Consider the following 13561-nt stretch of genomic DNA (forward strand, 5'->3'; position numbering starts at 1 on the left):
TTTTCACTTGTTTCAAGCTTGGTCGGGCTGCTACCATGGCAGCCGATTTGATCGAAGTCAAACCCACAGACAAGCAGACCATGACCAAACTTCTCGACCGCACCCGACGCAGCACGCCCCGTGCCGCTGGCGTGCGCGCTCGCGGTCATGCAGCGCTGGCGACGCCGAATTGACGGTGTAGGCCCAGCCCGGCGCGTGAGAACTTCCGTGCCCGTCAATGAAACCCCGGTACGCCGAGGTTTCGCCAAAAGAGAATTGCGCAGGCCCCGCTTAGCCCAAGCTGCGGTGGCAGATATTTGGAGATTTCCCCATGCAACAAACCTTGCTCAGCTCATGGTTTGAACGAATACGGCAAGCACTGACGCTGCCCGCCACCGACCTGTTGCGCGACGCCGTCTACCGGCGTCTGTGGTCATCGATCTTGATCAGCTCGCTCGGCGGCCAGATCACCATGCTCGCGCTGCCGCTGACGGCCGCCGTGTTGCTCCATGCCAGCCCAACTCAAATGGGGCTCTTGACCGCGATGGAGATACTGCCCTTCGTGCTGTTCTCCTTGCCCTCGGGCGTGTGGTTGGATCGCGTCCGCAAACTGCCCGTCTACATCTGGGGCGAGACGCTCTTGGCTATTGCCGTGGCCACCGTACCCTTGGCCTCCTTGATGGGCTGGTTGACCATGACCTGGCTCTATGTGGTGGGCTTTGTGTTGGGCACCGTCTACACCACGGCGGGCAGCGCCGCACAGATCGTCTTGACGCAGGTGGTCAGCCGCGACCGGCTGGTTGAGGCCCATGCCAAGAACGCTTTGGCTTCCAGTGGCGCTGAGGTGGCGGGGCCAGGTCTTGCCGGCATGTTGATCAAGCTGATGGGCGCGCCCATGACCTTGGCCGTTGATGCGGTCTTGGTCTTGATCTCGGCGCTGATTTTGCGCGGCATCAAGGTCGATGAAGAACTGCACAAGGTCGACGGAGCGGCCTTCTGGCGAGACCTCAAGGCGGGGGTGAGATTCGTGCGCGAGCGCGTGCTGCTGATCGGCTTGGCCTGCACGGTGGGCGGCTGGCAGTTGTTCTACAGCGCCGCGCAAGTGGTGCAAATCCTGTTCGCCACGCGCACCTTGGGGCTGACTGCGCAGGAGGTCGGTTTGAGCTATGTGGCGCTCGGCGCGGGCACGGTCCTGGCCAGCATTTTTGGCCACCGCATCAGTCGTCGGCTTGGCCCCGGGCCCTGTTTGGTCTTGGGTGTCGCACTCACCGGCCTGGGTTGGCTGCTGCTGGCGCTGGCCCCGGCCAACCGTTTCGGCGTTGCCGCCTTTGCGTTCATGTTGTTTGTGTTCGGGGTCGGCGCGGTGCTGATTTTCATCAACTTCTTGTCCTTGCGGCAGTCCGTGACGCCGGCGCCGATGTTGGGCCGCATGACGAGCACGATGCGCTGGTTGATCCTGATTCCTGCCGCGCCGGGCGCGCTGGCCGGTGGTTGGTTGGGCGAGCATGTGGGGCTGCGTTCAGCGCTTTGGTTTGCGGGCGTCGGCACCTTGCTGCTGAGCCTGCTTGCTTGGCGCTACACCATGCTTCGCCATGTCAGCGATTTGCCGACGCCGGATGAGGAAGAGCCGGCGCTCGGCGCCGAGGCGACGCCGGGTTTGTCCATCGAGTTGATGCCAAGTAAGTAAGTGAGACGCCATGCCCGCAAAACCTGACCCCATCCTGATCGAAGTCCCCGAGACGATTGAGACCGAGCGCTTGCTGCTGGCCGCGCCGCGCCCCGGCATTGGGCCGGCGATGGCCGTGGCTATCGCCGAGTCGCTTGGGGCATTGAGTCCCTGGATGCCCTGGGCCCAACAAGCACCGAGCTTTGAAGACAGCGAGGCGGTGGCGCGCCGCCTCTGCGCCGACTTCATCGCCCGCCGTGATTTGACCTACCAAATCTATGACCGTGCCGCCGAGGGTAGGCGCCTGCTGGGCGGTACCGGCTTGCACCGTCTGGACTGGGAAGTACGCCGCTTCGAGATTGGCTACTGGATTCGCAGCAGCGCTCAGGGCCACGGCTTTGTCAGCGAGGCGGTGATGGCTTTGACGCGGATGGCGTTTGAGCAACTGCAGGCACGCCGGGTCGAGATCCGCATGGACGATGTCAACCTGCGCAGCCGCGCTGTTGCCGAGCGCTGTGGCTTCGAGCTCGAAGGGATCTTGCGGCGCGACAGTCTGACGCCGGCCGGCGAGCTCAGGAATACCTGCGTTTATGCGAGGCTCGGGCTCTGAGCTTGGCGGGGGCTCGCCTCAAGGGCCTGTTTGAGCCGCGAACGTGAGATACGCCTCGGAAACCGACGCCGTACAAGCGCACGGTGGCGCATCGCTCCCTATCATCGCGGCACCAGCATGTTGCTGGCAGCCCCACCGGAGCCCAAGCCATGAGCCAGCACACATCTTCTTCGCGGTCCTTGGTCTCTGCCGGCCAAACTGCGGCGCCCAAAATCCGTACCGAGTACCTGTCCTTTCACCTCGGCAAAGAGGAGTACGGCATCGCGCTGAGTTGCGTGCAGGAGATTCGCTCCTTTCAAGCCCCGACGCGCCTGGCCGGTGCCAGCGCCGAGGTCTTGGGCGTGCTCGATCTGCGCGGCGAGGTCTTGCCGGTGATCGATTTGCGCCGGTGTTTCCACATGCCTTCGGCGGAGGTCACCGCTGCGACCGTGACCATCGTCATCAATCTGAGTCAGCGCAGCGTCGGCATCGTGGTCGACAACGTCAACGAAGTGGTCGACCTGACCCCCGAGCAGCAGCGCTGCATGCCAGCGATGAACGGCATGGCCAATGAGGGATGCATCTCGGGCATCGGCTCCGTAGGTCCGCGCATGCTGGTGCTTTTGGACCTCAACCGGCTGCTGGACGGGCGCGATCTGGGTGCCGTTGCTGGCGAAGCCGAGTCGGCGCAGGTGCTGGAAGACTGCCTGGTCTGAGCCTGCGTTGCCCATGCGAGCCTTGACAGTCTCCGGGTGTTAGTCAGCCCCCAAAAATCCTATTTGGTCGCCGTCCAGGCGACTTGGTCGCATAGCGTCTCTCTGCCCCGCCCGCCTTGCCGACAATGAGCAATGGCGGGCCGGATGTCGGCTCGCCTTCCTCTGTGTTCGAGCCAAGGAGAACCAAGCCACAGGCGCGACAATTCCTCGCTGTCCTCGGCCTGCTGTGCATGAAACAAGCCTTCTTTTCAATCTTCAAGCTGCGGGTGATAGGCGCCATGGTGGCCATTAGCCTGCTCTGGGGTTTGGCGCGCGCGCTTGCTTGGTACAAGGCTGATGGGCCGTTGGCGGATCGATGGCTGCAAATCGTCATCGGCTATTCCGGATTGGCCTTGCTGCCCGGCTTGTTCATCTTGCTGAGCGCCGCTTGCGCCGAGGCCAGCCTGGTTTGGCTGCAGAGGCGGTATCGCGTCAGCGCTCGCGCAGCTTGGGTGATTCGGGTGGGTCTGGTGCTGCTGGGCCTGGTTTTGGCGATGTTGCTTCGCTTGGCTTGGCTGAAATGGCGGCTGCCGACGGCGGAACTGCTGTGGGGATTTTTTTTGACGCGGCTGGCGCTGTATGGCTTGTTCGGCAGCTTGGCCTATGCGGTGCTGGTCCTGAGTTTGGGCGACAGCGAGTTGCGCGCACGCATAGGCCTGGCCAGGCGCCAGGGTGAGGCCTTGCGCACGCAACAAATGGAGGCGGAGATGGCGGCGTTGAATGCCCAGATCGAACCGCATTTCCTGTTCAACACCCTGGCGACCGCTCGCCGCCTGTATGCCACCACGCCCGATCGCGGCCGCGACATGCTGGGCAGTTTGATTGCCTATTTGCGCGCGGCTCTGCCCGGCATGCGTGAGCAGGTGAGCAGCCTGGGGCAGGAGCTGGATTTGCTGCGCAACTATCTGCATATCTTGCAAATGCGTATGGGCGAGCGACTGCGCTTTGATATCGCCGCCGACGCGGAGCTCTTGGCCCTGCGCTTGCCGCCCTTGATCTTGGCCACGCTGGTGGAGAACGCCATCAAACATGGGCTGGGGCCGCTGACCGAAGGCGGGCAGATTCAGATCGTCGCCAAGCGCGGCCCGGCCTTGGGCGAGGTGGTGTTGGAAGTGCGCGATAACGGTGCGGGTTTTTCTGGCGCCACCGGGTCGGGCGTCGGCTTGGCCAATACGCGGGCGCGACTGCGGGCCTATTTTGGGGACCGTGCAAGCCTAGAGTTAGAGGCGGCGCAGCCGCGTGGCATGTTGGCGCGAATTCGCCTGCCTTGGCCCCAGGAGGTCAGGCCATGAAGATGTTGGCGGGCTGGGCCCATGTTTGGCAGAGTTGGCGATCCATGCGGGGCTCCGAGCTTGGCTGTGCCTTGCTGGTGGCCGTCTATCTGGGGATGGAGAGTCTGGGGCCGATGCTGGACTTTGGCTCCGGGCCGGACCGCTGGACCGCCTTGATGCTCTCGACGGGGAAGCTCATGTGCCAGTCCCTGTTCGTTTTTCTGTGCTGGTTGCCGGCCGATCGCAGTGACCCCGCAGACCCCCGGCGCACCCGGTGCCTGTTGCTGGCGGTGCTGCTGGGTGCGGCAATTTCGTCGCTGCTGCTGCGTTGGTTGATGCCGCATATCTTGCTGCTTGCGCCCGTGGCCTTCGCTTGCAATATCTGCCCGGCCTATGACCCCTCGGGGGCATCATGGCTGAATGGGCTGGGCGAGGCCTTGAACGCCTGGATCGCAGGCGGCTTGGTGGTCGCAGCGTTCGAAATGCTGACAAGAAGGCGGCGAAGCGACGCGGCTTTGCAGGCCTTGCTGAACGAGCAGAGCCGTTGCGCGCGCGAGGCGATGGCTGCACGCTTGGCGGCCAAACAAGCCCAGCTCGAGCCACAAGCCTTGTTCGATTCGCTGTTGGCGATCGAGCAGGCCTACGCGCGAGGGGATGGACAGGCGCCGACGCAAATGGACGGTTTGATCGCGCAGTTGCGTGCGGCCATGGGTGGGGGCCGTCGATGATTGGCCCGGGATTTGATGGAGTTGATTGATGGGCAAAAGCTGTAGCGCCGTGGTGGCCGAGGATGAGGAGACGCTCAGGCAGGAGTTGATCGAGGCGTTGGGTCAAGTCTGGCCCGAGTTGTGCATCGTGGCCGAGGCGGCCGACGGCATTGCGGCGCTGCGCATGGTGGCCGAGCATCAGCCGGATGTGTTGTTCCTGGATATTCAAATGCCGGGTGCCACCGGCTTGGAGGTGGCTCGGCAGTTGTCGGCGGCGGGCGGGCGCGGCCATATCGTCTTTGTGACGGCCTATGACCAATACGCGATCGACGCCTTCGAGGCCGGCGCGGTCGACTATCTGCTCAAACCGCTGTCGATGCCGCGCTTGTTCACCACCATAAGCCGGCTTAAAGCACGCCTGCAAGAAGCGCCCGCCGATCTGGGCGATGTGCTCGACAAGCTAACGCAAGAACCTCGCGGTGCCGGGCTGGCGCCGGCGCGCGCACCGCTGCGCTGGATCAATGCCTCGGTTGGGCAGACCTTGCGGCTGCTGACGGTTGACGAGGTCTTGTACTTTCAAGCCGACACCAAATACACCCGTGTCGTGACACGCGACGCCGAGGCCTTAATTCGCAAGCCGCTGAAGGAGCTGGCGGAAGAGCTTGACGCGCAGCAGTTCTGGCAAATCCACCGCAGCACCTTGGTCAATGTGGCGGCGATTGCCGGCGCCTCACGCGACTTTCGCGGCCGTCTGAATTTGAAGCTGAAGGAGCGCTCGGAGTCCTTGCTGGTGGCCGAGAGCTACACGCATTTGTTCAAGCAGATGTGAGCTCGCTGCGGCGATGGGCCGATACTGGCGGGCAATCCGGCAGCTTTTTGCCCGTCCCCAATGAAACTGATTCTTTTCAACAAGCCCTTCCAAGTCATGAGCCAGTTCTCGCCGCAGGCCGGCCGCGAGACCCTGGCCGACTATCTGCAGATTCCCGACATCTACCCCGCCGGTCGGCTCGACGCCGACAGCGAGGGCCTGATGCTGTTGACCGATGACGGCCGCCTGCAGCACCAGATCAGCCACCCCAAGCACAAAGAAGCCAAGACCTACACGGTGCAGGTCGAAGGCGTGCCCGACGAGCAAGCCTTGCTGCGCTTGAGCCAGCCGCTGGATTTGCGCGACTTCGTCACCCAGCCCTGCAAGGTCGAGCAGATCGAAGAACCGGCCTGGTTGTGGCCGCGCGACCCGCCGGTGCGTAAGCGCCTGAGCATCCCGACCAGCTGGCTGGCCATCACGATCAAAGAAGGCAAGAACCGCCAAGTCCGGCGCATGACGGCGGCGGTGGGTTTTCCGACGCTGCGTTTGATCCGCAGCGCAATCGGCCCTTGTTCGCTCGCCAGCCACCCCTTGCGGCCCGGGGAATGGGTGCAATTGCCGATGTGAATCGCCACAACAGACTTTGCGAAAACTCGGCCCTTGCAAGAAAGCAGCAAGCCGGCGAGCCTAGTATGCGGAGCTGATATTCAGCAACGCACCCAGAGGCAGGCATTCCATGTCCCATCAAGACTTGTACCGCAAGAAGTTGGCCACTTGTGAAGATGCTTTGGGGCTGCTGCGCGACGGCGACTTCATCATCATCCCCACCGGCGTGGGCGAGCCGCCGACGCTGCTGACGGCTTTGTCCGACGCACGCCGGCGCTTTCACGACATCAAGCTGGGGCAGATTCTGGCGGTGCGTAAATACGGCTACTTTGACCCCGAGACCGTGGATCATGTGCGCCATGTCTCGTTCTTCTACGGCGCCGCCTCCCGGGCCGGCGGGCAGGCGGGTTATGTCGATTTCATTCCCAGCTACTTCTCCGAAATGCCCGGCCTGATCGCCCGCAAGCTGATTCCCGCCGATGTGGTCTTGAGCATGGCCTCGCCGATGGATGCGCATGGCTACTTTTCGCTCAGCCTGGGGGCGGACTACACGATGGCTGCGTTGAAGCAGGCGCGGGCGATCGTCTTGGAAGTCAACCCCAACGTGCCCTTTGCCAACGGCAATTGCCAGATCCACATCTCGCAGGTGACGGCGCTGATCGAAAGCAGCGATGCCGTGACCGAGGTGGGCCTGCCCAAGATCGGTCCGGTTCAGGAGGCGATCGGCAAATATGTGGCCGATATGATCGAAGACGGCTCGACGCTGCAGATCGGTTATGGCGGAATTCCCGATGCGGTGGTGATGCAGCTCAGCGCCAAGCATGACCTGGGCGTACATACCGAGATGATCGGCGATGGCATCCTCAGCCTGGTGGAATGCGGGGCGGTCACCAACCGACGCAAGAACTATCTGCCCGGCAAGATGGTCGCGACCTTTGCGCTCGGTTCGCAAAAGCTTTATCGCTTTATGGACCGCAATCCGGGCCTGGAGATGCATCCGGTCGACTTCACCAATGACCCCTATCTGGCCGGCCAGAACGACAATCTGGTTGCCATCAACGCGACGCTGCAGATCGATTTGCTGGGGCAATGCGGTTCGGAATCCTTGGGCTCCACGCCCTACTCGGGCACCGGCGGGCAGAGCGATTTTGTGCGGGCCGCCAATCGCTCGAAAGGCGGCAAGGCCTTTATCGTGCTGCCGTCCACAGCCAAAGGCGACAGCATCAGCCGCATCGTCCCGCAGCTGTCGCCCGGCACCCATATGAGCACCAGCAAGAACGACATCAACTATGTGGTCAGCGAGTTCGGCGTGGCGCAGTTGCGCGGCAAATCAGCCAAGCAGCGGGCAATGGAGTTGATCTCGATTGCCCATCCGGACTTCCGCGCCGAATTGCGCGAAGCCGCCAAGGCGATCAATCTGCTGTAGGGATAAGGTTCAATCCAGCCGGTAGTTCAATTCGTAGAAATGCACGCCGGCTTCGATGCGCAGAATCAGCTCGCCGCTGATGCCTGCCAGCTCGCCCAGGCCCGAGCCGGGCACGACGCTGATGCGCAGGTCCTGCTTGCCAGCACTCATCAGCCCCAGATGAGCGAGCGCAAAGCTGCCTTTGCGGCCTTGCAATTCGCCTACGAAGGATTCGAGCGCGGTGTAGGCGGCCTCGCCGATCTGCGGCTGGCCGGCCATCTGCATTTCGCCGATGGCGCTGCCCGTCATGTCGCCGCTGTATTGCTTCCTTAGGCTGCGTTTGAACAAGGGCGCGCCACCGACCGGGCCGCTCAAGGCCTCAGGAGGGCCAATTTTGACTTCAAATCCGCCTTTGGCGCTTGAGGTGCTTGCTGCCGGGTTGGCTGCACTGGCTGTTGCGTTCATTGATTGACTCCACAATGTGATCAGGCCGGCCGAGCTTGCCAGCAAGCTACGGCGTTGAATTGGAAATTTCGAACTTTTTGGCATGAACGCATCATCCACTCTCGATCGTGCGCTGGCTTGTACAAACCCGACAGGCGAGCTGGGCGCTGCGCAAAACAGGCAGTTGAGTGAGCGTGCGCTGCTGGCCTCGGCAAGCGCTGGGCAAACGGCGCTGCCGTTTCAATTGCATCGCTACCCGGTCAGCGAGGCGCTGTCGCCTTGGCTGGACTTTCATTGGTTGATCGAATGGGATTTGCCGGCCGGACAGGAGCACAGCCAGCGCGTGCTGCCCTATCCGAACACCCATCTGGTTTTTGAGGCCGGCGCGACGGCGCTGCATGGGGTCGCGCGTGGCGTCTTTGTGCGAGGCCTGCATGGGCGTGGCCGGGTCCATGGTCTGCGCTTCAAATGCGGCGGTCTGCGCCCTTGGTTGAACGGCTCCGTCCAGGCCTTGAGCGGGCGTCAAGTGCTGCTGGGCGAGGCTTTGGCTTGGGCCGAGCCGGCGCATGTCTTGCGCGCCGAACAAGCGGTGTTGGGCGCTGGCTCGCATCGGCAGGCCATCAAGGCGGCCGAGGCCTTGTTGTTGGGCCATCTGCCGGCCATGGACCCCTGGGTGGCTAGAGTCGATGCGGCCGTGCAGCAAGTGATGCAGGACAGCAGCCTCACGCGGGTCGCTGAACTGCAAGCCTTGCTCGGCTTGACGGCCGGCAGCGAGCGGACCTTGCAGCGCCGCTTTGCCGACAGCCTGGGTGTCTCGCCCAAGTGGGTGATCCAGCGGGCGCGCCTGCAAGACGCGCTGCAGGCGCTGGCACAAGAGCAGGCACCGGGCTTTGCCGATTTGGCCTTGCACCTGGGTTTTTGCGATCAAGCGCACTTCAGCCGTTGTTTTCGCCAAACGACCGGGCAGACACCGGCCCAGTACCGCTTGGCCCTGGCTCGCAGCATGGAGAATAGCCATCATCCGGATACTGCGCAGCGGCCTCAAACATGAAATTACTGATACTCGGTGGTACTCAATTCCTTGGCCGCCATGTCGCCGAATTGGCGCTCGCCAGCGGGCATGAAGTCACCTTGTTCAATCGCGGCAATCATGGTGCCGGTTTGTTTCCGGGAGTCGAGCAACTGAAGGGCGACCGCCTGCTCGATCTTTCGGCGCTGCGCGGCCGCCGCTGGGATGCGGTCTTCGACGCCAGTTGCTATTTGCCCAGCGCGGCCCGCCGCAGTGCCGAGTTGTTGGCGGATCAGGTCGAGCATTATTGTCTGATCAGCTCGATTTCGGTCTTCCCGCAGATCAATGCCGATACCGTCGAAACTTCGAGTTTGGCTGTCTTGACGGCCGAGCAAGTCGCGGCGGCCGAGGCTCAGGCCGTCGGTACCGGTTCCAAATCCGGCGGCGGTTACGGCGCGGCTTATGGCGGGTTGAAGGCCTTGTGCGAGCAAGAGTTGACGCGCGTGATGGGGCCGCGCGCGCTGATCGTGCGGCCCGGTTTCATCATCGGACCTTATGACTACAGCCCGCGCCTGCGCTATTGGCTAGACCGCATGAGCGAGGGCGGGCGGGTGCTGGCGCCGGGCCGGCCACAGCGCGCCCTGCGTTTGATCGATGCGCGCGACATCGCCACCTGGTGCCTCGATCTTGCCGAGCGGCGGCGCGGCGGCGTCTTCAATGCCAGCGGGCCCGATGGGCAAACCATGGGCGAATTGCTGGCGGCCTGCAATACCGCCACTGGCGCCAGGTCTGAATGGGTCTGGCTCGGTGAGGATGAGTTGCTGGCCGCCGGCGTGCAGCCCTTTCAGGACTTACCGTATTGGTTGGCGGGGGCCGATAACGCGATGATGGAGGTTCGCAGTGTGGCGGCCATGGCGGCCGGTCTGCGCTTTCGGCCTTTGCTGGCGTCGCTCGGCGACACGACTGCTTGGCTGCAAGGTCAGCCGCCTTTGCCTTCCAATGGCCTGAGCCGAGCGCGCGAGCAGGCCTTGTTGGCCCATCATTGAATTGGGAGCAGGGAAAACTGTTGCGGAACGAAAGTTTAGGGGGCTTGATTTGCAGGACTTGATGCGATTGAAGGCAGCGCTGCTGATGTGCCTGGCCCTTGCGCTGTGCATGTTCGGCTCGGCGCGAGCGTTGCCTCGCGAGAATGGTTCGATACCGTTCGATGCAGACCAACTCGCCTGGATTGCGGCGCACAAGAACCAAGTCCTGAGCGTCGGTTTTGATCCCTTTGCCGGCGTGGATAGTTTCGAGTTTCAAGGGCGGCGCATCGGCCTCTTGCCCGCCTTGTTGAGCGATATGCAGGTCCAACTGGGGCTGCGCCTGGAAGCGGCGGAGGTGAAGAGTTGGGATGATGCCTACAGCCGCTTCTTGGCCGGCAAGATTGATCTGCTCTACGGCGCTAACCCGACGCCCGAGCGGGAAAAAGTCATGCGCTTTACCCGGGCCGCGCAAAAGTACCCCTATGTGGTGTTCGCGCGCAAGGACTCGCTGGTGCAGACCCTGGGTGATCTGGACGGCAAAAAAGTGGGGTTTCTGGCCAATGACTTTGTGATCGAGCAACTGCCCGCCGAGTTCCCCAATATTCATATTCGGGTGAATAGCTTCGAGGATCAACGCGAAGGATTGAAGGCCTTGGTGGCGGGCGAGGTGGACGGCTTTGTCACCGCAGGCGGCGGCGTCGAGTACGAGTTCTTGATTGATTTTCCAACCCTGACCCTGGTCGCGGAAATCAAGGCCATCACATCTGACATGACTTTTGCGGTTGCCAGGGACCGGGCGGTCTTGGGCCAGATCATCGATCGCTATTTGGAGCATCGCCGCCTCATCATCCAGACGCTGTCCCTGGACGCTCGCCGCAGCTACAACCGCAAGGTGCTGCGGCTCAGCGAGGCCGAACTGGGCTGGCTGGCTCAACACGGCGAGGCGGTGGTGGGGGTGGCCGAGGACTATCTGCCTTTTGACTATTTCCACAATGGCGAATACAAGGGCATTGCCGGCGCCACCTTGGACCGGATTGGTGATTTGATCGGCATTCGCTTCAAGGTTGTCGGTGGCTCGTTTGCCAAGATGCTTGAGCGGGCTCAAGCGGGTGAGGTGCATGTGCTGAATCTGGCCAAGACCGCCGATAGGCAAGAATACTTCCTGTTCCCGCGCGCCATCAGCACCGAGCGCGACATCATCGTGGGACTCAAAAGCAGCCCGCCGGTGCAAGATGTTTACGGCCTTGATGGCCGGCGTGTGGCGGTCATCGATGGCTTCTGGCATGAGGAGTATTTGCGCAAGAATTTGAAGGCGCCCCATATCGTCAAGACCAGTGACATCATGGCCTCGCTGCGACTGCTGCGGGCCGGCAAGGTCGACTACTTGATTGAGAATCCGACCGTCGTCGAGTTCTATATCAATGGTCTGGGGTATACCGACTTGGTCAAGCGCGGCAGTACGTCCAAGGACTCATTTGTCTATTTCGGCGTCAGCCGTCAGCAGCCCGAGTTGGCGGCCATCATGGACAAGGTCATCCCCTTGATTCAGTTTGACGAGATGAAGTACCTGGGCATTCAGACGGTGCCGACCTTGCGCAATGAGGCGAATCGTCAATTGACGATGATGTTGGCGGCGCTGGCCGTGGCCATGCTGTTTATATTGGCTCTGACCTTGCGGACGGTGCGCAAGCTGGCTGAACAAAAGGCCAAGACGCAGTTTTTGCATGAGCGCGAGCATCTGCTCTATACCGACAGCCTGACCGGGTTTCATAATCGCAATTACTTCAGCCAGAAGGCGGATGCCACGGTCAATGTGAATTTCCCGCAGGCGATCGTGGTGGCCGATATGAATAACCTCAAGCGCGTCAATGACAGCCATGGTCATGCGGCTGGAGATAGCTTGATCAAGGCCTTTGCCGCTGCGGCGCTGGCTCAATGGCCGCGGGCCGACTGCTACCGAATAGGCGGCGATGAGTTTGTGTTCATCCTGCCCGATTGTGCCGAGCAGCATGTGGCTGGCGAACTGGAGGCCTTGCGGCGGCGCTGCCAGCTGACTCGGTTTGAAGTGGCTCCCGGGGTTTGGATCAGCCCAAGTGCAGCATTGGGCCATGCCCTTAGGGCCGATGCCGACAGCTCATTGCAAGCTTGCATTGCCAGGGCCGACGAGCGCATGTATGCAGCCAAGGCCAGCATGAAGAAGCGCCGTACCGATGCTCCTTCCGAGCCTGATTGAATTTTCGCTTGGCTGCCGATGCGCTGTCTTGTTCTGCTGGAACCTTGGGAACTTAGTAAGAGCGCTCAACCGATTGCGCGGCGAAGTCCAGCAGCGATTCCCGCCATTTTGTAGGAGGCAAAAGGCTTAGGCACTCGCGCGCCAGCTTTGCTTCTGCGCGAGCCGCTTCACGGGTGGCTTCAAGGGCTCCGGTGGCGCGGACGATCGCGACGATCTCGCTCAGACGCTCTTGCTCGCCGTGTTCGATCGCATGCCGCAATAGCGCCCGCTGTTCACTTGAGCCGCGTTCCATGGCAATCAGCAAAGGCAGCGTTGTCTTGCCTTCACGCAAGTCATCGCCAACATTTTTGCCCAGCGCTTGGCTGTCGCTTTCGTAGTCGAGCACATCATCGATCAACTGAAAGGCCGTGCCGAGCGCCCGACCGTAGCCGGCACAAGCTTCTTCGATATCGGGTGGGCTGTCGGCCAAGACCGCGCCAAGCCGGGCGCTGGCCTCAAAGAGCTTGGCAGTTTTGAACCGGATGACGCGCAAGTAACTCTCTACGCTGATGTCCGGGTCGTGCATGTTCATCAACTGCAGCACTTCGCCTTCGGCGATCACATTGGTCGCTTCGGCCAAGACTTCCAGCACGCGCATGCGGTTGACGGACACCATCATCTGGAATGCGCGGGAGTAGAGAAAGTCCCCCACGAGCACGCTGGCGGCGTTGCCGAACAGCGCATTGGCGGTCTGCTTGCCGCGACGCAGCGCGGATTCGTCGACGACATCGTCGTGCAGCAAGGTGGCGGTGTGGATGAACTCGACCACGGCAGCCAGTTCAAGCCGCTGTGGGCCGGCGAAACCAAGTGCGTTGGCAAACAAAAGCACCAGCTTCGGGCGCATGCGCTTGCCGCCCGCATGGACGATGTAAGCAGCGATTTGATTGATCAGCGCGACCTCTGAGCCGAGGCGATCCGCAATGACGGCATCGACCTGGAGCATTTCGGCTGCCAATGTGGCAAGCGCGTCGCTGGTTTCGGGGCTTGTGATGGGGGGCGAAGCAGACGCAGCGTGCACGCTCGGA

The 13561-nt window shown here is 62.1% G+C and carries 13 protein-coding genes; 11 read left to right on the forward strand and 2 right to left on the reverse strand.

The annotated features are described in order from the left end of the window. Positions 1 to 310 precede the first annotated feature (310 nt). From LNV07_RS17885 to LNV07_RS17920, 8 genes are all read left to right on the forward strand, one after another. Positions 311 to 1666, forward strand: a complete 1356-nt coding sequence (locus tag LNV07_RS17885) for an MFS transporter (RefSeq protein WP_263572539.1) — start codon at positions 311 to 313, stop codon at positions 1664 to 1666. Positions 1667 to 1676: 10 nt separating this feature from the next. Beyond that, positions 1677 to 2255 (forward strand): GNAT family N-acetyltransferase, encoded by a 579-nt coding sequence (locus tag LNV07_RS17890; protein ID WP_263572540.1) that lies wholly within the window; start codon positions 1677 to 1679, stop codon positions 2253 to 2255. A gap of 149 nt (positions 2256 to 2404) precedes the next feature. Then, positions 2405 to 2950, forward strand: a complete 546-nt coding sequence (locus LNV07_RS17895) for a chemotaxis protein CheW (RefSeq protein ID WP_263572541.1) — start codon at positions 2405 to 2407, stop codon at positions 2948 to 2950. Between the two features lie 230 nt (positions 2951 to 3180). Beyond that, positions 3181 to 4281: a sensor histidine kinase gene (locus LNV07_RS17900; RefSeq protein ID WP_263572542.1), complete on the forward strand. Its 1101-nt coding sequence runs from the start codon at positions 3181 to 3183 to the stop codon at positions 4279 to 4281. Continuing rightward, on the forward strand, positions 4278 to 4988 hold the full coding sequence (locus LNV07_RS17905) for a hypothetical protein (RefSeq protein ID WP_263572543.1): 711 nt from the start codon (positions 4278 to 4280) through the stop codon (positions 4986 to 4988). The genes LNV07_RS17900 and LNV07_RS17905 overlap by 4 nt, the downstream gene beginning before the upstream one ends. 28 nt (positions 4989 to 5016) lie before the next feature. After that, positions 5017 to 5796: a LytR/AlgR family response regulator transcription factor gene (locus LNV07_RS17910; RefSeq protein ID WP_263572544.1), complete on the forward strand. Its 780-nt coding sequence runs from the start codon at positions 5017 to 5019 to the stop codon at positions 5794 to 5796. A gap of 60 nt (positions 5797 to 5856) precedes the next feature. Further along, positions 5857 to 6402: a pseudouridine synthase gene (locus LNV07_RS17915; protein WP_263572545.1), complete on the forward strand. Its 546-nt coding sequence runs from the start codon at positions 5857 to 5859 to the stop codon at positions 6400 to 6402. 109 nt (positions 6403 to 6511) lie between these two features. Further along, on the forward strand, positions 6512 to 7807 hold the full coding sequence (locus LNV07_RS17920) for an acetyl-CoA hydrolase/transferase family protein (RefSeq protein WP_263572546.1): 1296 nt from the start codon (positions 6512 to 6514) through the stop codon (positions 7805 to 7807). A gap of 9 nt (positions 7808 to 7816) precedes the next feature. Here LNV07_RS17920 and LNV07_RS17925 read toward each other — a convergent pair whose 3' ends face one another. Further along, the gene (locus tag LNV07_RS17925; protein ID WP_263572547.1) at positions 7817 to 8251 is read right to left on the reverse strand and encodes a DUF3224 domain-containing protein; all 435 of its coding nucleotides are present in this window, start codon (positions 8249 to 8251) and stop codon (positions 7817 to 7819) included. An 82-nt stretch (positions 8252 to 8333) separates the two neighbouring features. Between LNV07_RS17925 and LNV07_RS17930 the strand changes: the two genes are divergently transcribed. From LNV07_RS17930 to LNV07_RS17940, 3 genes are all read left to right on the forward strand, one after another. Continuing rightward, a complete protein-coding gene (locus LNV07_RS17930; protein ID WP_263572548.1) occupies positions 8334 to 9281 on the forward strand; it encodes a helix-turn-helix domain-containing protein in 948 nt (315 codons plus the stop codon). Then, the gene (locus tag LNV07_RS17935) at positions 9278 to 10285 is read left to right on the forward strand and encodes an NAD-dependent epimerase/dehydratase family protein (protein ID WP_263572549.1); all 1008 of its coding nucleotides are present in this window, start codon (positions 9278 to 9280) and stop codon (positions 10283 to 10285) included. The genes LNV07_RS17930 and LNV07_RS17935 overlap by 4 nt, the downstream gene beginning before the upstream one ends. Positions 10286 to 10346: 61 nt before the next feature. Then, positions 10347 to 12497, forward strand: coding sequence for a transporter substrate-binding domain-containing diguanylate cyclase (locus LNV07_RS17940; protein ID WP_263572550.1), 2151 nt, complete (start codon positions 10347 to 10349; stop codon positions 12495 to 12497). 52 nt (positions 12498 to 12549) lie between these two features. Here the strand turns inward: LNV07_RS17940 and LNV07_RS17945 are convergent, their stop codons facing one another. After that, positions 12550 to 13479, reverse strand: coding sequence for a polyprenyl synthetase family protein (locus LNV07_RS17945; RefSeq protein ID WP_263572551.1), 930 nt, complete (start codon positions 13477 to 13479; stop codon positions 12550 to 12552). Positions 13480 to 13561 lie beyond the last annotated feature (82 nt).

Source organism: Roseateles oligotrophus, from assembly GCF_025717515.1.
Classification (GTDB): domain Bacteria; phylum Pseudomonadota; class Gammaproteobacteria; order Burkholderiales; family Burkholderiaceae_C; genus Paucibacter_A; species Paucibacter_A oligotrophus.